This is a genomic window from Pseudomonas sp. OA65 (assembly GCF_017498305.1).
GTDB classification, from domain to species: Bacteria; Pseudomonadota; Gammaproteobacteria; order Pseudomonadales; family Pseudomonadaceae; genus Aquipseudomonas; species Aquipseudomonas zanjanensis.
In genome coordinates this window covers 1-19,886 of record NZ_JAGDEZ010000060.1, presented here as the reverse complement: position 1 = coordinate 19,886, position 19,886 = coordinate 1, and the positions used below count along the sequence as shown (strand labels likewise).

16 protein-coding genes are annotated in these 19,886 nt (G+C 62.7%); 13 read left to right on the top strand and 3 right to left on the bottom strand.

Annotated features, from left to right (window positions below; translation table 11 throughout):
* Positions 1-17 precede the first annotated feature (17 nt).
* The gene (locus J3361_RS27665) at positions 18-1,184 is read right to left on the bottom strand and encodes an ABC transporter substrate-binding protein (protein ID WP_207967215.1); all 1,167 of its coding nucleotides are present in this window, start codon (positions 1,182-1,184) and stop codon (positions 18-20) included.
* Positions 1,185-1,613: 429 nt separating this feature from the next.
* Here J3361_RS27665 and J3361_RS27660 point away from each other — a divergent pair, with 429 nt between their 5' ends.
* Both J3361_RS27660 and J3361_RS27655 read left to right on the top strand, forming a co-directional pair.
* Positions 1,614-2,867, top strand: coding sequence for a histidine kinase (locus J3361_RS27660; protein ID WP_207967214.1), 1,254 nt, complete (start codon positions 1,614-1,616; stop codon positions 2,865-2,867).
* Entirely contained in the window at positions 2,867-3,505 is a 639-nt protein-coding gene (locus J3361_RS27655; RefSeq protein ID WP_207967213.1) for a response regulator transcription factor, read from the top strand. The genes J3361_RS27660 and J3361_RS27655 overlap by 1 nt, the downstream gene beginning before the upstream one ends.
* Before the next feature lie 171 nt (positions 3,506-3,676).
* On the opposite strand, the gene J3361_RS27650 is transcribed toward J3361_RS27655, so the two are convergent.
* Together J3361_RS27650 and exaA are read right to left on the bottom strand one after the other, a co-directional pair.
* Positions 3,677-4,321, bottom strand: a complete 645-nt coding sequence (locus J3361_RS27650) for a pentapeptide repeat-containing protein (protein ID WP_207967212.1) — start codon at positions 4,319-4,321, stop codon at positions 3,677-3,679.
* 130 nt (positions 4,322-4,451) lie between these two features.
* Positions 4,452-6,317 (bottom strand): quinoprotein ethanol dehydrogenase, encoded by a 1,866-nt coding sequence (gene exaA, locus J3361_RS27645; RefSeq protein WP_207967211.1) that lies wholly within the window; start codon positions 6,315-6,317, stop codon positions 4,452-4,454.
* 413 nt (positions 6,318-6,730) lie between these two features.
* Between exaA and pedF the strand changes: the two genes are divergently transcribed.
* The 11 genes from pedF (at position 6,731) to J3361_RS27590 (ending at position 19,290) form a co-directional block, all read left to right on the top strand.
* Entirely contained in the window at positions 6,731-7,192 is a 462-nt protein-coding gene (gene pedF / locus J3361_RS27640; protein WP_207967210.1) for a cytochrome c-550 PedF, read from the top strand.
* Between the two features lie 5 nt (positions 7,193-7,197).
* Positions 7,198-8,073, top strand: a complete 876-nt coding sequence (locus J3361_RS27635) for a transporter substrate-binding domain-containing protein (protein WP_207967209.1) — start codon at positions 7,198-7,200, stop codon at positions 8,071-8,073.
* Between the two features lie 10 nt (positions 8,074-8,083).
* Positions 8,084-8,839, top strand: coding sequence for a quinoprotein dehydrogenase-associated SoxYZ-like carrier (locus J3361_RS27630; protein WP_207967208.1), 756 nt, complete (start codon positions 8,084-8,086; stop codon positions 8,837-8,839).
* A 16-nt stretch (positions 8,840-8,855) separates the two neighbouring features.
* The gene (locus tag J3361_RS27625) at positions 8,856-9,794 is read left to right on the top strand and encodes a quinoprotein relay system zinc metallohydrolase 1 (protein WP_207967207.1); all 939 of its coding nucleotides are present in this window, start codon (positions 8,856-8,858) and stop codon (positions 9,792-9,794) included.
* A gap of 283 nt (positions 9,795-10,077) precedes the next feature.
* Positions 10,078-11,853: a PQQ-dependent methanol/ethanol family dehydrogenase gene (locus J3361_RS27620; protein WP_207967206.1), complete on the top strand. Its 1,776-nt coding sequence runs from the start codon at positions 10,078-10,080 to the stop codon at positions 11,851-11,853.
* A gap of 285 nt (positions 11,854-12,138) precedes the next feature.
* Positions 12,139-13,659: an aldehyde dehydrogenase family protein gene (locus tag J3361_RS27615; RefSeq protein WP_207967205.1), complete on the top strand. Its 1,521-nt coding sequence runs from the start codon at positions 12,139-12,141 to the stop codon at positions 13,657-13,659.
* A 288-nt stretch (positions 13,660-13,947) separates the two neighbouring features.
* The gene (gene pqqA / locus J3361_RS27610) at positions 13,948-14,019 is read left to right on the top strand and encodes a pyrroloquinoline quinone precursor peptide PqqA (protein ID WP_003243383.1); all 72 of its coding nucleotides are present in this window, start codon (positions 13,948-13,950) and stop codon (positions 14,017-14,019) included.
* Positions 14,020-14,152: 133 nt separating this feature from the next.
* Positions 14,153-15,310 carry an alcohol dehydrogenase-like regulatory protein ErcA gene (gene ercA / locus J3361_RS27605; RefSeq protein ID WP_207967222.1) on the top strand — a complete coding sequence of 386 codons (1,158 nt, stop codon included), beginning with the start codon at positions 14,153-14,155 and terminating at the stop codon, positions 15,308-15,310.
* Positions 15,294-16,664 (top strand): hybrid sensor histidine kinase/response regulator, encoded by a 1,371-nt coding sequence (locus J3361_RS27600; RefSeq protein ID WP_207967204.1) that lies wholly within the window; start codon positions 15,294-15,296, stop codon positions 16,662-16,664. Before ercA ends, J3361_RS27600 begins: the two co-directional genes overlap by 17 nt.
* Before the next feature lie 523 nt (positions 16,665-17,187).
* Positions 17,188-18,831, top strand: coding sequence for a malate dehydrogenase (quinone) (mqo, locus tag J3361_RS27595; RefSeq protein WP_207967203.1), 1,644 nt, complete (start codon positions 17,188-17,190; stop codon positions 18,829-18,831).
* Positions 18,832-19,137: 306 nt separating this feature from the next.
* Complete coding sequence (locus J3361_RS27590; protein WP_207967223.1) at positions 19,138-19,290, top strand: hypothetical protein; 153 nt, start codon at positions 19,138-19,140, stop codon at positions 19,288-19,290.
* Positions 19,291-19,886 lie beyond the last annotated feature (596 nt).

Sequence of the window (19,886 nt, the reverse complement as noted above, 5' to 3'; positions counted from 1 at the left end):
CTTATTGTTGTTATCGATCAGGGGTAACGGCAGCTCACTTCGGGCTGGTCATAGCCCAGGCTGTCCATTTCATTGGAAGGGTGCAGGAAGCCATCCTGGGGCGATGTGCTCACCAGTGCCCGGGGCTGGACCAAGGGAATCGGCTGGCGCAACTGGCCATTCCAGGGGCGATAGCTGAGCTTGCGACCCTTGAAACCGTCCAGTGGCAATTGGTCGCTGAGGGCCAGTTGGCGGATGGCGAACGGGTCGTCCTGGCGCAGTTTGCTCACGGCGGCGGCGATGCTGCGCACGGCGATCCAGGCGGCGAAGTCGCGGTCGTTCATCCAGCGCTCGGCCAAGGCTTCGAAGCGTTTTTGCAACTGCGCCGCGCCGTAGGTTTCGACAGTCTTGTGCCAGCCGGTGGGCGTCAGCCCTTGGGTGCCGGCCACCGGGCGCGGGTACCAGGTCTGGTAGGGCAGGTATTCGCCGAAGTCGCCGCGCTCGTCGGCCACCAGCACCACGTCGTATTCGGCGGTCTGGGTGAACAGCGGCATGTCGGCCTGGGCGCTGCGGCGCTGGTCGTTGTCGAACTGCCAGGCCTTCTCGGCGACGGTCTTCATGCCGAAGCGTTTCATGGCCCGGCGCAATGCGGCGGCGTAGGCCTGGTCCTCGGGCGTCTGGCCGACGACCAGCAAGGCCCGCTGCCATTTGCGCACGATGCTGAACTGTACCAAGGCATCGGCGAGCATGGCGCGGTCGGGCAGGCTGTGCAGCACGTTGCTCAGGCAGTTGGTGGTGCGCAGGCTGTCGTCGGGGCTGCCGGCGTTGAACAGCAGGCTATCGGGCAGGGCGGCGCTGAGCTGGCGCAGGCTGGCGGCCGGTGCGTTGACCACGAACAGCCGCAGGCCCTGGTCGTGTTGGGCGCGGGCGGCCTGGAGTAGGGCTTCGGGCGTGTCGACGCTGGCGCTTTCCAGGCGGTAGTCGTGTTTGAGGAAGCGTCCGGTACTGTTGCTGTCGATGATCGCCAGCTCAGCGCCGCGCAAGCCGGCATCGGCCGGTTCGGCGATGACATTGGAGAGCAGCGGCCCCGGGTCGGGGCGATAACCCAGGTAGCCGATGCGCACTTGCAACGGCGCGGTGTCGCCGGCGTGAGCGGTTGTCGCTGCCAGCAGAAAAACCAGGGCGTAACTGACGAGCCGGCGCATGACGTCCTCCATTGCGGGTAGCGCCAGCATAGGAAGGCCACGGCCAAGGGGAAATATGCAGAAAGTAGCGCCGGGGCAGTACCAAGGTAGTAACTCACCTTGGCGTCCGGGGTTTTAGGATGCAAGGCAATCGTCATTGACCAGGAGGGGACAGACCATGCGGATTCTCAAGACCCTGCTGCTGCCGTTCCTGTTGATTCTGAGTTTGATTGGGGTTGATCGGTTGCCTGGCAAAAAAAATGGGTGCAGCGGCCAGAAAAGCTGCGGCCATCCGGTAACCCTTGTGGGAGCGAGCCTGCTCGCGATGACGGCGTCACAGTCACCACTTCTGTCGGCTGGGCCACCGCTATCGCGAGCAGGCTCGCTCCCACAGGAGGAGTGCATCTGGCGCGGAAGGTGTGAGTTCATCCCGGCAATGGGCCGCTAACCATGTCAGCCCTCTGGCGAATCAACCTCTGGGTTTGTGCTTTGTTCGCCCTGGTCACCCTGGCCTGCGCTGTCCTGCTGTTGCACCAGGCCATGGCCGATGTGAAACGCGAATTGCAATCGGCCGAGTCGGTGGTGCATTACCTGCGCGAAACCGCCGAGCGCGACCCGGCCAGTCTCCAGCCACGGTTGACCGGCAGCCTGCGTCATGTGCGGGTGCGTTGGCTGGCCCCTGGGGAATTGTTTCCGGCGGATGAAGACGGGATAAAGGCCTGGTTCGGTCGTCGGCTGTTGGACGACGGTCCGGTGGCCCAGGTGGTGGATTTGCCGGACGGTCGCCGGGCGTGGATTGCCGTCGATCCACGGGACGAGATCGACGAGATCCTCGATTCATTGGTGCAACTGCTGTACGTCTGCGCCTTGGCGCTGTTGCTCAGCCTGTTGGTGATCCGCTGGGGAGTACGCCGGGGCATGCGTTTGCTCGATGAGTTGCTGCAGGCGCTGCGTCAGGTGTCTGCGGGGAACCTGCAGGTGCGCCTGGGCACGGAAGGTGTTCCGGAGGCGCAGCAGCTGGCGGGGCACTTCAACCGCATGACCGCCGCCCTGGCCGAGGCCCAGGCCGATAACGCCCGGCTCACCCAGGCCTTGCTGGCCGTGCAGGAGCAGGAGCGCACCCGGCTGGCCCAGACCCTGCACGACGACCTGGGTCAATACGTGGCCGGCATTCGTGCCCGTGCCTGCCTGCTGCGGCTGGTGATGGATCAGCCGCCAGCGCTGGAGCAGACCGTCAGCCAGCTTGAAGAGCATTGCGAGCATTTGCAGCAGGGGTTCCGGGCGCTGGTGCATGACTTGTACCCGGTGGTGTTACAGCATCTGCCGTTGTGCGAGGCCATCGGGCTGTTGGCCGGGCAATGGCAGGCCAGTCAAGGTATCGCCTGTCAGTTGCGCATCGACGCGGCCTTGCCGCCTTTGTCCGGGGCGGACAAGACCCACCTGTATCGCTTGTTGCAGGAAGCACTCACCAACGTTGCCCGGCATGCCGGCGCGACGCAGGTGAGGATTCGCCTGCAACATCGCGCCGGGCGCCTGCGCTTGCTGGTGCGCGACAACGGCCGCGGTGCGACACAACCTCCACGCGCCGGTGTGGGCTTGCATTCGATGTCCGAGCGGGCCCGCAGCCTCGGCGGTGAGTTGCGCGTCATCAGCCAGCCCGGTGCCGGTTGGGCGCTGGCCTTGAATATTGCTTTGGAGGCGTGATGAACATTCTCTTGGTGGATGACCATGCGGTGGTTCGGCAGGGCTACGCCAGCCTGTTACGGGTGCTGATGCCGGACCTGCAGGTCCGCGAAGCGGCCACTGGTGAAGAGGCGCTGAGCCAGGTGCAGGAGCAGGTGCCTCATCTGGTGATCATGGACTTCGGCCTGCCCGGTATCAGTGGCCTGGAAACCACCCGCCGGCTGCGCCAGCGCCTGCCGCAATTGCGGGTGTTGTTTTTCAGCATGCACGATGAGCTGCCGCTGGTGCGCCAGGCGCTGGATGCCGGCGCCGCGGGTTATCTGACCAAGAACTCGGCGCCCCAGGTGCTGGTGGAGGCGGTGCGCCGGGTGCTGGCCGGGCATGCCTACATCGAACAGTCCCTGGCCACGCAACTGGCCTGCGCCAGCTCCCGACACGATGCCGACCCGCGCCTGCAATGCATGACCCAGCGGGAACTGGAGATCTTCGTCATGCTCGCCAAGGGCACCCCGGCCCGCACCATCGCCGAACAGCTGTGCATCAGCGCCAAGACCGTGTCCAACCACCTGACGCTGCTCAAGAGCAAGTTGCAGGTCAGCTCCCATGCCGAGTTGGTGCATTTGGGGATTGATATGGGGGTGGTGCGGGTGGCCGGCTAATGTTTGATTTGAAATGCGATCACCTGTGGCGAGGGAGCTTGCTCCCGCTGGGGTGCGGAGCGCCCCCAAAACCCGGCACCTCGGTGCGTCAGGCTCATTGAGTTGACCCTATTGGGGGCTGCTTCGCACCCCAGCGGGAGCAAGCTCCCTCGCCACAGGGGCGCGACAAGCTCATCTATCCCAGGACGTCGGGCACCCGATACAGTCCTGCATATTCGCATCCTGGAAATTCCCATAATGCTGGCGAGAACCGCTCAAGTTGGCCTGTTCCAGGTTGCTCTCACCAAGCTTGGCTTCTTGCAGGTTGGCGTCGCGCAGGTCGGCGCCCTTGAGGTCGGCCTTGCTCAGCCAGGCCATTTCTAGGTCCGCGGCCTGCAAATTGGCCTCGTGCAGGCGGGCACCGGACAGGCGAGCGAATTGCAGGTAGGCCGCCGTCAGGTCGGCACGCTGGAACTGCGCACCCTGGGCGAACAAACCCCAACCCTGGATCGCCTTGAGCGTGGCACCGCTGAAGTCCGCCAGGCGCAGGTTGCTTTGTTGCAGGCTGGCACGGCTTAGGTTGGCGCCCTGTAGCTGGGCTTTCTCGAGATTGGCCAGGTCCAGTCGCGCGTGGCGCAGGTCGGCATCGCGCAGGTCGGCACCGCTGAGGTTCATCTTGCGCAGGTCCTGGTTCGCCAGTTGTGCGCCGCGCAGGTTGGCGCCGGGGCATTGGCTGGATTCGGCGATGAGACAACCGTTGATCGTCAGCGGGGTGTCAGAGTCGTCGGCATGGGCAAAGGTGCCGATGAACAGAAGCAGCAATGGCAGTGATTTCATGGCATGAACTCGGGCAAGTGTGGGAGCGGGCTTGCTCGCGAAGGCGTAGTGCCAGTCAATATCAATGCTGGTTGAACCACCGCTTTCGCGAGCAAGCCCGCTCCCACAGGGGATGGGGTGCAGGTCAGGGCTATTTCTGCGCCGTCGCCTTATCCCAACTCGGAATCTTGAACACCCAGAACGACCCACCCTGGGCCACGGGCTTGGTCAGTTCGGCCATGTCGCCGCCCCACAGCGGTACGGCGCCGCCGTAGCCGACGGTCACGCCGATGAACTGCTCGCCGTCCTGTTCCCAGGTGATGGGTGGGGAGACGATGCCGCTGCCGGTCTGGAATTTCCACAGCTCCTTGCCGGTCTTCGCATCGAAGGCCTTGAAGAAGCCGTCGCCGGTGCCGGTGAACACCAGGTTGCCCTTGGTCGCCAGCACGCCGGCCCACAGCGGCAGCGCTTCCTTGTGTTCCCACACCACTTTGCCGGTGGTGGGGTTCATCGCCCGCAGGCTGCCGACGTGATCGTCGTACATGCGCTTGATGCGGAAGCCCATGCCCAGGTAGGCCGAGCCTTTCTTGTAGTTCACTTCCTCGGTCCAGTACTCCTCCTTCCACTGGTTGCCGGGAACGTAGAACAAGCCGGTGTCCTGGCTGTAGGCCATGGGGTTCCAGTTCTTGCCGCCGAGGAAGGGCGGTGAGACTTCCACCGGCTTGCCCTTGGTTTCACCCGGCAATGGCTTGGCCGGGCGCTGGCCGGGATTTTCCACCGGGCGGCCGGTCTTCAGGTCGATGTGGCTGGCCCAGGTGATGTTGTCGACGAACGGGAAAGCGTTCTGCAACTTGCCGTTGTTACGGTCCACCACGTAGAAGAAACCGTTGCGGTCGGCGTGGGCGGTGGCCTTGACCACCTTGCCATCCTTGTCCTTGTAGTCGAACAGCACCAGCTCGTTGTTGCCGGAGAAATCCCAGGCGTCGTTGGGCGTGTGTTGGTAGAACCACTTCACCTCGCCGGTGCTTGGGTCGACGCCGACCTGGCCGGAGGTGTAGAGGCTGTCGTAATCATGGGGGTTGCCGTCCTTGGACGTGCGCGCCCAGGTGTTCCATGGGCCGGGGTTGCCCGCGCCGACGATGATGGTGTTGGTCTCGGGATCGAAACTGGCGCTCTGCCAAGGTGCGCCGCCGCCGTGGCTCCAGGCTTCGACCTTGCCGGTTTCAGTGGTCTTGTCGTCAGGCCAGGAGGGCGCCTTGACGTCGCCGGTCGGCGTGCTGTCCTTGCCGTTGAGGCGGCCCATGTGGCCTTCGACGAACGGGCGCATCCAGACTTCTTCACCGGTCTCCGGGTCGCGGGCGAACAGTTGCCCGACCACACCGAACTCGTCGCCGGAACTGCCGTGAATCAGCAGGACCTTGCCACTGGTCTTGTCCTTGATCAGCACCGGGGCGCCGGTCATGGTGTAGCCGCCGGCGTGATCGCCGAACTTCTTGTTCCACACCACCTTGCCGGTGTTTTTATCCAGGGCGACCACCCGCGCGTCCAGGGTGCCGAAGTAGATCTTGTCGCCGTAGATGGCCGCGCCGCGGTTGACCACGTCGCAGCACGGGCGAATGTTGTCCGGCAGGCGGTGGTTGTAGGTCCACAGGCGCTTGCCGGTCTTGGCGTCGAGGGCGAACACCCGCGAGTACGAACCGGTGACGTACACCACGCCGTCGCTGACGATGGCCTGGGATTCCTGGCCGCGCTGCTTCTCGTCGCCGAATGAGTAGGACCAGGCCGGGGTCAGCTTGAACACGTTCTTGTCGTTGACCTGGGCCAGCGGGCTCCAGCGCTGGGCGTTGGTGCCCATGCCGTATTGCAGCACGTCCTTCGTGGTCAGGTGGTCGTTGGCAATGTCTTCCCAACTGACCCCTGGCGCTGCGGCGCTGGCCAAGGGGCTCAGCGACAGACTGCCGGCCAGCAGCAAGGCAACGGTCAGGGAGGAGAGGGCGGGTAGCGTTTTTATTCTCATGGTGGCAGTTCCCAGTGAAAGGTTTTGGTCTGGCTAGTGGCCTGTGTGGCTAATTCGTGCACTCAACTTCGGCGCCAGAACTTGCCAGTCTGCGTTGCCATTCCTCGCCGTAGCGGGCTACGACTCGTCATGGCGCCTTGCCTGGCAAGCCCTGGCACTCGAATTTGAGTACCCGAATTAACCGTACAGGCCACTAGGTTGGGTTGCGCCGGGGCCCGCCGATACGGAAAAAGTCCCGCCTTTGCCGGGAAAATTTCCCAAACCGCCTGTCTTTGCGACTTGCGTCGGATGGCCTGCTACCAAGGAACTAGACCCCGACCACCAAAGCAGCATTCGGCTGGCGACGCAGGGTTCCTAAGATGACGGCACGGCCTCTGCCAAGAGGTCTTGCGTGCAATCCAGAGGGCATAACAATGACAACAAAACGCAACGCCATCATCGCTACCGCATTACTGATGGGGCTGACCGGCGCAGGCTCCGCATGGGCCCATGGCAACGTAGTGCCCCAAGCAGTGGAAACCAAGGGCCTGACCCCGATCAAGGACACCAACCTGCCGTTGGACGCCGATGGGTGGGCTGCCCAGAATCCGTACCGCAATGCCCCCGAGCGTGAAAAAGCCGTGGAGATCGGTGCCTCGGCCTACAACCAGAACTGCGCGGCCTGCCATGGCCTGGAGGCCAAGTCCGGCGGGATCGCCCCGGACCTGCGCATGCTCGACGCCGCGGAAGCCGGCGATGAGTGGTTCGTCGAACGCGTGCGCCACGGTGCGGTGCGCGACGGCCGGGTCTACATGCCGAAAATGGCCGACTACCTGAGCCAGGAAGCGTTATGGGCGGTGCGCACCTACCTCGACAGCGTGCACGTCGAGGAGTGATCGCCATGCGCCTGTTCGCGTGGGTGATGTGCAGCGTGCTGCTGTGTGGCCAAGTGGTGCAGGCGCAGGTGCGCAGCTACGATCAGATGATCGCCGCCGGGGAGTTGAAGGTGGCGGTCTACAAGGATTTCGCTCCCTACAGTTTTGAAGACCAGGGCCAGCCCCGGGGTGTCGATGTTGAATTGGCGCAAGCCCTGGCCAAGGCCATGGGCGTGCGCCTGAAACTGATGTGGGCGCCACCCGGCGAGAAGCTCGATGATGATCTGCGCGACTACATCTGGCGCAGCAGCCCGTTGCACGACCGGCAATTGGCCGACCTGATGATGCGGGTGCCGTACGATCACGATTACGTGCAAAGGCGTAACGACATCGGGGAGCTGGAAAACGCCCAGGTGGTGATGTTCGGTCCCTATCAGCAAGAATGCTGGCAGGTGGCGTACGACCGTCGCCGGCTGGATTCGGTGGGCAGTGTCGCGGTGTTCCAGCAACACCCCATCGGGGCAGAGGTCGACAGCGTGCCGTCGTTCTATCTGACCTCGGTGTTCAACGGCATGCTCAGCGCCAAGACCCGCCATTACCCCAGCGTCGCCAAAGCCTTTGGGGCCATGCAGGCCGGTGAGATCGACGCCGTCATGGCCATGCGCGGGGAAGTCGATTGGCAAGTGCATGAGGCGGCCGATCCGCAACTGGCACTGGCGGAAAATGCCTATCCGAACATGGGCAAGCAACGCTGGGAGATCGGTATGGCGGTGCATGAAAGCAACCGTCAGTTGGCCTATGCGGTAGAAGAGGCGCTGGAAGGCTTGATCCGTGACGGCAGCCTCAAGGCGATGTATGCCCGCTATGGCCTGCGCTACGAAGTCCCGGAAATGTACCAATAGGAGCGCAGGGATGAACTGGCGAGCGTATGGCCTGCTGTTGTGGTGCCTGCCGTGGCTGGCGATGGCGATCGAGCCGGGGAAGGATCCGGTGCCGTCAGTGATGTGGGCCTTTTATCACAAGCAATTGCTGGGGGACGCGCCGTTCGTGTTCGACGATCGGGTGCGGCTGCTGGCGCCACCCTTTGCCGAGGACGCGCGCCAGGTGCCACTGGAAATCGATGCCCGGGCCTTTTCCGGCGACGTCGTACGGGTGCTGGCCTGGGCCGAGCTGAACCCATTGCCGAAAATCGTCGACTTCCAACCGGGGGAGCGGGTGCTGCCCTGGCTGTCGGTCCGTATTCGCATCGAGCAAGCCACGCCGTTGCGCGCCGCCGTGCAGACCCGTGATGGCCTGTGGCACGTCGGTTCGACGCTGATCGATGCAGCCGGTGGCGGCTGCACTGCGCCCAGCGTGGTGCGCACCCAGCCGGGCTGGGAGGAACATCTGGGCGAGGTGCTGGGCGGTCGTTATCCGCGAGGTGATTCGAGTCGCCTGCGCCTGCAAATTGCTCATCCAATGGACAATGGCCTGGTGAGCGGCATCCCGGAGTTTTTCCTTAATCAGGCGCAACTGCTGGACGCCGACGGTCAGGTGTTGGCGCGCCTGGAGCTGTTCCCGGCGGTCAGCGAAAACCCCAACCTGGGCTTCGATATCCAAGGCCCGGGACAGACCCGCCTGGTGCTGCGCGACAACAGCGGCAACACGTTCGAGGCGGCCATTCCCTGACCAGAAGGAGCGCGCCATGCGCTGGCTGTTACTGCTTTGTCTTGGCCTGTGCCTGCCGGCATGGTCCGCCACCGATTATTCGCTCAAGCCCCGGCAGATCGCCGCAGGCACCTGGCTGCTGGAAGGCAGCACCGAGAACTTTGCCAAGGCCAATGGCGGCAACATCGTCAATACGGCGTTCATCGTCACCGAGGCCGGCGTGGTGGTGATCGACACCGGGCCGTCGAAACGCTACGGCGAGGCGCTGCGCCAGGCCATTGCCGCGACCACCGACAAGCCGGTCATCCAGGTCTTGCTGACCCATCATCATCCTGACCATGTACTGGGCAACCAGGCTTTCAGCGACGTGCCCATCGGCGCGCTGCCCGGCACCACCGACCTGCTACGGCAACAGGGTGATGCGCTGGCGGAGAACATGTACCGGCTGGTGGGCGACTGGATGCGCGGTACCGAGGTGGTATTGCCAAGCCAGGCGCTGGCGGCGGGGGCGCTGACGGTGGGCGATCATTCGTTGCGTCTGCTGGCATTGGCCGGGCACACCGGCGCGGACCTGGCGATCCTGGATGAAACCACTGGCGTGCTGTTCGCCGGAGACCTGGTGTTCTACGAGCGGGCCCTGACCACCCCCAACAGCCCGGGACTCGATGTATGGCTCAAGGACCTGGACACCTTGCAGGCCTTGCCTTGGAAGCAGATCGTGCCCGGCCATGGACCGGTCGCGAGCGACGCCCGGCCCTTTGCGCAGATGCGCGATTACCTGGGCTGGCTCGATCAACTGATGCGCGACGGCGCGGCCCGGGGCGATGACATGGCCGAGATGATCCGCAACCCCATCCCCGAGCGCTTCGCGGGGATCAGCCTGAGCCGGTATGAGTTGATTCGCAGTGTCAGCCATCTCTACCCACGCTACGAGCGGGTGGGGATGAAGCGGGTGGACACCCACGACCCTGACTGAGTACACCTCCCCGTGGCGAGGGAGCTTGCTCCCGCTGGGCTGCGCAGCAGCCCCTATGTCAGTCAACCTGGCTATGGATGTTGGCTGGGCTATCTTTAGGGCCGCTGCGCGCCCCAGCGGGAGCAAGCTCCCTCGCCACAGAGGCGTCCGCTTACTCCACATGTACCAAGGAACTAGAAAACTCAACACAGCGGGCAATTGTTGGCGAGGGCCCCGAGCCCAAGAATCTGTGGCAGACCGGGAAAATTTCCCGGGTATAACAATAACCGCAGAGGTAGCCGTCATGACTCATCCCGCACGTCGCCAACCCTTCGCCGTGAGCCTGCTGCTCAGTGCCATGCTGCTGTCAGGTTCGGCCTTGGCCGCCGTGACCGATCAGGAAATTCTCCAGGACCCGAAAAACCCGCAGCAGATTGTGACCAACGGCCTGGGCGTCCAGGGCCAGCGCTACAGCCCGCTCGACAGTCTCAATGTCAATAACATCAAGGATTTGCGCCCGGTCTGGGCGTTCTCCTTCGGTGGCGAAAAGCAGCGTGGCCAGCAGGCCCAGCCGATGATCAAGGACGGGGTGATGTACCTCACCGGTTCCTATTCGCGGGTATTCGCGGTGGATGCGCGCACTGGTAAGAAACTATGGCAATACGATGCGCGCCTGCCCGATGACATCCGCCCTTGCTGCGACGTGATCAACCGTGGCGTTGCGCTGTATGGCGACCTGGTGTTCTTCGGCACCCTCGACGCCAAGCTGGTGGCCCTGAACAAGGACACCGGCAAAGTGGTGTGGAGCAAGAAAGTGGCCGACCACAAGGAAGGCTATTCCATCAGCGCCGCGCCCATGGTCGTGAATGGCAAGCTGATTACCGGTGTGGCCGGTGGCGAGTTCGGCGTGGTCGGCCAGATCAGCGCCTACGATCCGAAGAATGGCGAACTGCTGTGGACCCGCCCGACGGTGGAAGGCCACATGGGCTACGTCTACAAGGATGGCAAGGCCGTGGAGAACGGTATTTCCGGTGGCGAGGCGGGCAAGACCTGGCCGGGCGATCTCTGGAAAACCGGCGGCGCGGCGCCTTGGCTGGGCGGCTACTACGACCCGGAAACCAACCTGCTGCTGTTCGGCACCGGCAACCCGGCTCCGTGGAATTCCCACCTGCGTCCTGGTGACAACCTCTATTCGTCGTCGCGCCTGGCCCTGAACCCGGACGACGGCACCATCAAGTGGCACTTCCAGAGCACGCCTCACGACGGCTGGGACTATGACGGCGTCAATGAACTGATTTCGTTCAACTACAAGGAAGGCGGCAAGGACATCAAGGCTGCGGCAACGGCCGACCGGAACGGCTTCTTCTACGTGCTCGACCGCACCAACGGTAAGTTCATCCGCGGCTTCCCGTTTGTCGACAAGATCACCTGGGCCACTGGCTTGGACAAGGACGGGCGGCCGATCTATAACGAGGCCAGCCGTCCGGGCGCACCGGGCAGCGAAGCCAAGGGCAGTTCGGTATTCGTCGCACCGGCCTTCCTCGGGGCAAAAAACTGGATGCCCATGGCCTACAACCAAGACACGGGGCTGTTCTACGTGCCGTCCAACGAATGGGGCATGGACATCTGGAACGAAGGCATCGCCTACAAGAAAGGCGCGGCGTTCCTCGGGGCTGGGTTCACCATCAAGCCGCTGAACGAGGATTACATCGGCGTGCTGCGGGCCATCGACCCCAAGACCGGCAAGGAAGTCTGGCGCCACAAGAACTACGCGCCACTGTGGGGCGGCGTCCTGACTACCAAGGGCAACCTGGTGTTCACCGGCACGCCTGAAGGGTTCCTGCAGGCGTTCAACGCCAAGACCGGTGAAAAGGTCTGGGAATTCCAGACCGGCTCCGGCGTGCTTGGCTCGCCCATCACTTGGGAAATGGACGGTGAGCAATATGTCTCCGTGGTTTCCGGCTGGGGCGGTGCGGTGCCGCTGTGGGGTGGCGAGGTGGCCAAGCGCGTGAAGGACTTCAACCAGGGCGGCATGCTCTGGACCTTCAAGTTGCCGAAAGAGCTGGTGGCTAAACGCTAAGTAACTATCGAGCCGGACATTGTCCTTGTGGTGACGGCTCTGTGGGAGCAAAGCTTGCTCGCGATGCAGTCGCCTCGGTTCCCTGGTAGACCGCGTCGCCTTCATCGCGGGCAAGCCTTGCTCCCACAGACGTTTCGCCAAATATCTTCGCCCCAATGCTTGAAACCTACGACCAAATAACGAGAGAGCCCCCTGCCAATGACGCATTCGTCCACGGCACGGGGCTCTCTACCATCGGCCTATCGCCTGTCCCGTGACAGGCATCGACCAGGCAGAGGCCCCACCATGATCTACGCACAACCCGGAACCCCAGGCGCCGTCGTTTCCTTCAAACCGCGCTATGGCAATTTCATCGGCGGCGAATTCGTCGCACCGGTCAATGGCGAATACTTCACCAACACGTCCCCGGTCAACGGCGAAGTCATTGCCGAATTCCCACGCTCCAGCGCCGCCGACATCGACAAGGCACTGGACGCCGCCCATGCCGCAGCCGATGCCTGGGGCAAGACCTCGGTGCAGGACCGTTCCCTGGCGCTGTTGAAAATCGCCGACCGCATCGAGCAGAACCTGGAAGTCCTCGCCGTCAGCGAGACCTGGGACAACGGCAAGGCCGTGCGCGAGACCCTCAATGCCGACGTGCCGCTGGCGGCCGACCATTTCCGTTACTTCGCTGGCTGCATCCGCGCCCAAGAGGGTGGGGCGGCCGAGATCAACGAACTGACCACCGCTTATCATTTCCACGAGCCGCTGGGCGTGGTCGGGCAGATCATCCCGTGGAACTTCCCGCTGCTGATGGCCGCTTGGAAACTCGCCCCGGCCCTGGCCGCCGGTAACTGCATCGTGCTCAAGCCAGCCGAACAAACGCCGCTGTCGATCATGGTCTTCGCGGAACTGATCGCCGACCTGTTGCCACCCGGTGTGTTGAACATCGTCCATGGTTTCGGCCGCGAAGCCGGTGAAGCCCTGGCCACCAGCAAGCGCATCGCCAAGATCGCCTTCACCGGTTCCACCCCGGTGGGTTCGCACATCATGAAGTGCGCGGCGGAGAACATCATCCCGTCCACCGTGGAACTGGGCGGCAAGTCGCCGAACATCTTCTTCGAAGACATCATGCAGGCCGAGCCGGCCTTTATCGAAAAGGCGGCTGAAGGCCTGGTGCTGGCGTTTTTCAACCAGGGCGAAGTCTGTACCTGCCCATCGCGCGCCTTGGTACAAGAGTCGATCTACGTGCCGTTCATTGCCGAGGTGATGAAAAAGATCGCCAAGATCAAGCGCGGCAACCCGCTGGACACCGAGACCATGGTCGGCGCCCAGGCGTCCGAGCAGCAATTTGACAAGATCCTGTCGTACCTTGAGATTGCCCAGCAAGAAGGCGCCGAGCTGCTCACCGGCGGTGCTGCCGAGCGACTCGAGGGTGATTTGTCCAGCGGCTATTACATCCAGCCGACCCTGCTCAAGGGCCACAACAAAATGCGCGTGTTCCAGGAAGAAATCTTCGGCCCGGTGGTGGGCGTGACCACCTTCAAGGACGAAGCCGAAGCCCTGGCCATCGCCAACGACACCGAGTTCGGCCTCGGTGCCGGCCTGTGGACTCGCGACATCAACCGCGCCTACCGCATGGGCCGGGCGATCAAGGCCGGTCGCGTCTGGACCAACTGCTACCACCTATACCCGGCGCACGCCGCGTTCGGTGGCTACAAGAAGTCCGGCGTCGGGCGTGAAACCCACAAAATGATGCTCGACCACTACCAGCAGACCAAGAACCTGCTGGTGAGCTACGACATCAATCCGTTGGGCTTTTTCTAACCCTGGGAGATAGCAAGCAGGGCAGTTGTGGTGATCCCTGTGGCGAGGGAGCTTGCTCCCGCTGGGCCGCGAAGCGGCCCTTTCCTTGGTGCCCACACTGATTGTGTGGCTGCAATTTTGGGGCTGCTGCGCAGCCCAGCGGGAGCAAGCTCCCTCGCCACAAGTGCTCGCTGTTCCAGTAGTACCAACGCACCCCACCCACCGCTTCGAAAGTAGCATTCGAGCCCCAGGCGCGGCGTGCATTAATGACCTTGCCGGAATCGCCCGGTACAAGAAGAGGAAAGACCCATGTGGACTAAACCCGCGTACACCGACCTGCGTATCGGCTTTGAAGTGACGATGTACTTCGCCAACCGATGAGTGCCGGCCCGGCCTGACGGGTTCAGGTCGGGTTACCCCATTGGTCTGATTGCAATCACGGTGGGATGCTTTAGGCTCAAGGTATCCCAAGACAATAACAACAGGCTTACCGATGAGCCACGTACCTGAAAAGATGAGCCTCAGCCCACTGCGCAAGTTCGTTTCCCCTGAAATCATGTTCGGTGCCGGTTGTCGGCACAATGTCGGCAATTACGCCAAGACCTTCGGCGCACGCAAAGTGCTGATCGTCACCGATCCCGGGGTCATCGCCGCCGGTTGGGTGGCGGACGTCGAAGCCAGTCTCCAGGCCCAAGGTATCGATTACTGCATCTACAGCGCGGTCTCGCCCAATCCGCGAGTCGAGGAAGTGATGCTCGGCGCCGACCTGTACCGGGAAAACCATTGCGATGTCATCGTCGCGGTGGGTGGTGGCAGCCCGATGGATTGCGGCAAAGGCATCGGCATTGTCGTCGCCCACGGCCGCAACATCCTCGAGTTCGAAGGCGTCGATACCCTGCATGTGCCCAGCCCGCCGCTGATCCTGATCCCCACCACGGCGGGGACGTCGGCGGATGTGTCGCAGTTCGTGATCATCTCCAACCAGCAAGAACGCATGAAATTTTCCATCGTCAGCAAGGCGGCGGTGCCGGACGTGTCGTTGATCGACCCGGAAACCACCTTGAGCATGGACCCGTTCCTCTCCGCCTGTACCGGCATCGACGCCCTGGTGCATGCCATCGAGGCCTTCGTATCCACCGGCCACGGCCCGTTGACCGACCCCCATGCGCTGGAAGCCATGCGCCTGATCAACAACAACCTGGTGCAGATGATCGCCAACCCGGCGGACATTGCCCTGCGGGAAAAAATCATGCTGGGCAGCATGCAGGCCGGGCTGGCGTTCTCCAACGCGATCCTCGGGGCGGTGCATGCGATGTCCCACAGCCTGGGCGGATTCCTCGATTTGCCCCATGGCTTGTGTAACGCGGTGCTGGTGGAGCATGTGGTGGCGTTCAACTACAACTCGGCACCGGAGCGTTTCAAGGTGATTGCCGAGACCCTGGGCATCGATTGCCGGGGGCTCAACCACCGACAGATCCGCGGCCGGCTGGTGGAGCACCTGATTGCCCTCAAGCGCACCATCGGTTTCCACGAGACCCTGGGCCTGCACGGTGTCAGCACGTCGGACATTCCGTTCCTGTCGCAACACGCGATGCACGACCCGTGCATCCTCACCAATCCTCGGGAGTCGAGCCAGCGGGATGTCGAGGTCGTCTATGGCGAAGCCCTCTGACGAGCAGCAAAAAGCCCTGGCCGGGCTGCTGGGGCTGGGCAATCACTCGACGCGCAAGAGTCACTACCCGGAACTGACGGCCCGTCTCGATGAGCTGGAACAGGCCCGCAAACACCTGCAACAACTCAATGACCAACTCGAGCAACGGGTGGCCGAGCGCACCGATGCGTTGCTGGAAGCCAACCACAACCTGAAGCAGCAGATTGCCCAGCGCGAGCAGGTAGAGCAGCAATTGCGCGATGCCCGGGATGTTGCCCAGGCTGCCAACCGCAGCAAGGACAAGTACCTGGCCGCCGCCAGTCATGATCTGTTGCAGCCTCTCAACGCGGCGCGCCTGCTGATCGCGACGTTGCGTGAGCGCCAATTGCCTGCCGCCGAGCACGTGCTGGTGGAACGCACTCATCAAGCGCTTGAAGGGGCCGAAGACCTGCTCACTGACCTGCTGGACATTTCCCGGCTCGACCAGGCCGCCGTCAAGCCCGACCTGGCGCCGTATCGGCTGGATGAGCTGCTGGGGCCGCTGGTGTCAGAGTTTCAATCGGTGGCCGGTGCCGCCGGGTTGGAGCTGCGGGTACGGTTTGGCGACGAAGCGGTGCTGACCGACCTGCGATTGATCAGCCGTATCCTGCGCAACCTGCTGAGCAATGCCTGCCGCTACACCAATCAAGGCGGCATTCTCTTGGCGGCCCGACGTCGGGGAGGGCGCTTGAGCCTGGAAGTCTGGGACACGGGGCGGGGCATCGCGGCTGATTGCCTGGAGTCGATTTTTCTCGAATTCAACCAACTGGACGTCGGTCGGGCGGCGGATCGCAAAGGTGTGGGCCTGGGGTTGGCGATTGTCGAACGCATTGCCCATATCCTCGGCTACCGGGTACAGGTGCGTTCGCGACCGGGGCGGGGCTCGGTGTTCAGCATCGAGGTGCCGCTGTCCAGTGAGAAACCACTGCCCGTGTCCCAGGCCCCGGCCCAGGCGGTCGCTGGCAACCCGCTGCCAGGGCGGCGTTTGTTGGTGATCGACAACGAACTGAGCATCTTGCAAAGCATGGCCGCGCTGTTGGGGCAATGGGGCTGCGAGGTGTTGACCGCCACCGACGAGGCGGGCGCCCTGGACGTGCTGCAAGACCGTGCGCCGGAGCTGATCCTGGCGGATTTCCACCTGGATCATGGGATCGTGGGCTGTGAAGTGGTCAAGCACCTGCGTGAGCATTTCCACCAGGCGATCCCGGCAGTGATCATCACTGCCGACCGCAGCGACCAGTGCCGCCGCGCCCTGCGCAAGCTGGATGCACCGCTGCTCAACAAACCGGTCAAGCCTGGCAAGTTGCGGGCGGTGTTGAGTCAGATGCTCGGATAGGTTGGCGCTGTAAAGGCTCTAGGAGTTGCGTAGGAGCTGCGGAGCTGTCGAGTGCAACGAGGCTGCGATCTTTTGATTCATCCGCTTGAGACTCAAGCGGCCATGGCAAGATCGCAGCCTCGTTGCACTCGTCAGCTCCTACACGGGTCACGCACAGTTCCTACGCGAATGGTTACCAGGGCCATTAAAATGCCGTCATTTGGTCGGCGTTTTTGCCCGGAATGTAAAAAGACGCTTCGATCTGTTTATTTCCTTATGTAAACTCCCCCCGCTGCGACAATCGGGCACGGCCACGCCAGGCCCGATGAACACCGTTTGCAGCGTCCCTCACCCCAGCTGAAGCCAAGACCTACAAGAAGTCAGCGCCGGAGAGACATAAACGAGAGGCCGACGAATGTGCTCGGCCCTGTAGGTCCATCCTCCGGTCCGTCTCGATCCATCCCCCAGCATTGCTGGCCGTGGATGTGATTTATCCTCGAACAGGACCGGTGGACGGAATGGCGTTCATCCTAGGGATACACACATGTTGAAGAAAACACACACGGCGCTACTGGGCCTGGCGATGGCGATGGGTCTTGCGACCACGCACGCCGCCGAGCCAAAAAAAGTGGATGTCTTGCTCATTGGTGGGGGCATCATGAGCTCGACTCTCGGCGTCTGGCTCAATGAGCTGGAGCCGGGCTGGACCATGGAAATGGTCGAGCGCCTGGACGGTGTTGCCGAAGAGAGTTCCAACGGTTGGAACAATGCCGGTACCGGTCACTCTGCACTGGCCGAGCTGAACTACACGCCGGAAGACAAGAATGGCAAGGTCGAGATCGTCAAGGCCATCGAGATCAACGAAGCGTTCCAGATCTCCCGTCAGTTCTGGTCCTGGCAGGTCAAGAACGGTGTGCTGAAGAACCCGCGCTCGTTCATTAACTCCACGCCGCACATGAGCTTCGTCTGGGGTGATGACAACATCGCGTTCCTGAAGAAGCGCTACGAAGCGCTCCAGGCCAGCCCGTTGTTCGCCGGCATGCAGTATTCCGAAGACCCTGCGCAGATCAGCAAGTGGGTTCCGCTGATGATGCAAGGGCGTGACCCGAGCCAGAAAGTCGCGGCCACTTGGAGCCCGTTGGGTACCGACGTGAACTTCGGCGAAATCACCCGCCAATTCGCGACTTATCTGCAAACCAAGCCGAACTTCTCCCTCAAGCTGTCCAGCGAAGTGGAAGAGATCACCCGTAACGAAGACGGCACCTGGCGCGTTTCGTACAAGAACCTGAAAGACGGTACCGAAACCGAGACCGACGCCAAGTTCGTGTTCATCGGCGCTGGCGGCGGTGCGTTGCACCTGTTGCAGAAGTCCGACATCCCTGAAGCGCGTGAATACGCCGGTTTCCCGGTGGGTGGTTCGTTCCTGGTCACCGAAAACCCAACCGTCGCCCAGTTGCACCTGGCGAAGGCGTATGGCAAGGCTTCGGTGGGCGCACCGCCGATGTCGGTTCCGCACCTGGACACCCGTGTGCTCGATGGCAAGCGCGTGATCCTGTTTGGCCCGTTCGCAACGTTCTCCACCAAGTTCCTGAAGAACGGCTCGTATTTCGACCTGTTGACCAGCACCACCACCCACAACGTGTGGCCGATGACCAAGGTCGGTATCGAACAGTACCCACTGGTCGAATACCTGGCCGGCCAGTTGATGCTGTCGGATGAGGATCGCTTCAACGCCCTGAAAGAGTACTTCCCGGACGCCAAGCAAGAAGACTGGCGCCTGTGGCAGGCCGGCCAGCGCGTGCAGATCATCAAGCGTGACGAAGAGAAGGGCGGCGTGCTGAAACTCGGCACCGAAGTGGTTGCCTCCCAGGACGGCAGCATTGCCGGCCTGCTGGGTGCTTCGCCAGGCGCCTCGACTGCCGCACCGATCATGCTGACCGTGCTTGAGAAGGTCTTCAAGGACAAGGTCGCCAGCCCGGCCTGGCAGGAAAAACTGCGCCAGATCGTGCCAAGCTACGGTACCAAGCTCAACGAAAGCCCTGAGCGCGTAGCCCAGGAATGGGCCTACACCAGCGAAGTCCTGCAACTGGACACACCGCCGGTGATCGGCAAGCCTGGCGCCCCCGTGGCACCGGCCAAGCCGGGCGCTGCCCCGGAAGCCAACCCAGCGGCCGACATGGCGCTGTAAGCCGGACGCTGTCTGGTGAGGTACAAGAACGCTGCGCATTGGGCGTAATGCTGTTCACTTAAGGATACGGCGCTTTTTCCGAGGGAGGGGAAGGCGCCGTTTTCTTTGGTGTTGGTTTGGGTTGGATTGGGTTGGGTTGGATTGGATTGGATTGGGTACATATCCGTTGCTGCGGTTACGGCGGCTTAGGGTTCCGCTCTTACAGCGGGTCACTTTTGGAAGAGCGCCAAAAGTAACCAAAAACGCTTTGCCCCACCACTTGGCACCTCGCTTAGGCTCGGTGTGCCCTCACTCCGGCATTGCTCCGTGGGCCGCCGCGAAGGGCCATCCATGGCCCAGCGCGGCTACCTCGGCATCCATGCCGAGGTGCCCACTGCGCAATACCTGCGTTCGGCCATCGTGGTTAACGGGGCGCCCCAGATCAAGATCAAGATCAAGATCAAAAGCGAGGCGGCCTGACAGCCGGCCTGGTTCTCCCGGCCATACATCCGTCTGATCTGTGGGAGCAAAGCTTGCTCGCGAGGCGGCCTGGCAGCCGGCCTATCTCTCCGGCCGTACCCGATCTTATTGTGGGAGCGAGCTTGCTCGCGATAGCGGTGTGTCAGTCAATATTTGAATTGAATGATGAATTGCAATCGCCCCCCGGGAGAAACGCGGTCTCACCAAGAGCCAGGTCGGCTGTTAGGCCGCCTCGCGGTGGACGTTGATCTCGGCGCCCCGTTAACCACGCTGGCCGAACGCAGGCATTGCGCAGTGGGCATCCCGGCATGGATGCTGGGATAGCCGCGCTGGGCCATGGATGGCCCTTCGCGGCGGGCCCACGGAGCAATGCCGGAATGAGGGCACACCGAGCCTAAGCGAGGTGCCGAGTGGTGGGGCAAAGCGTTTTTGGTTACTTTTGGCGCTCTTCCAAAAGTGACCCGCTGTAAGAGGGTGTTTACAAAACTAGGCAGTCATTCTGCGTAGCAGCATTCTGCCCTGAGCCAGCCATACCCACGCCTCAGCGACTCGTGGTAGCCGATCGTAATGAACCGCAAGGCGTCTCGCCCTGTCAT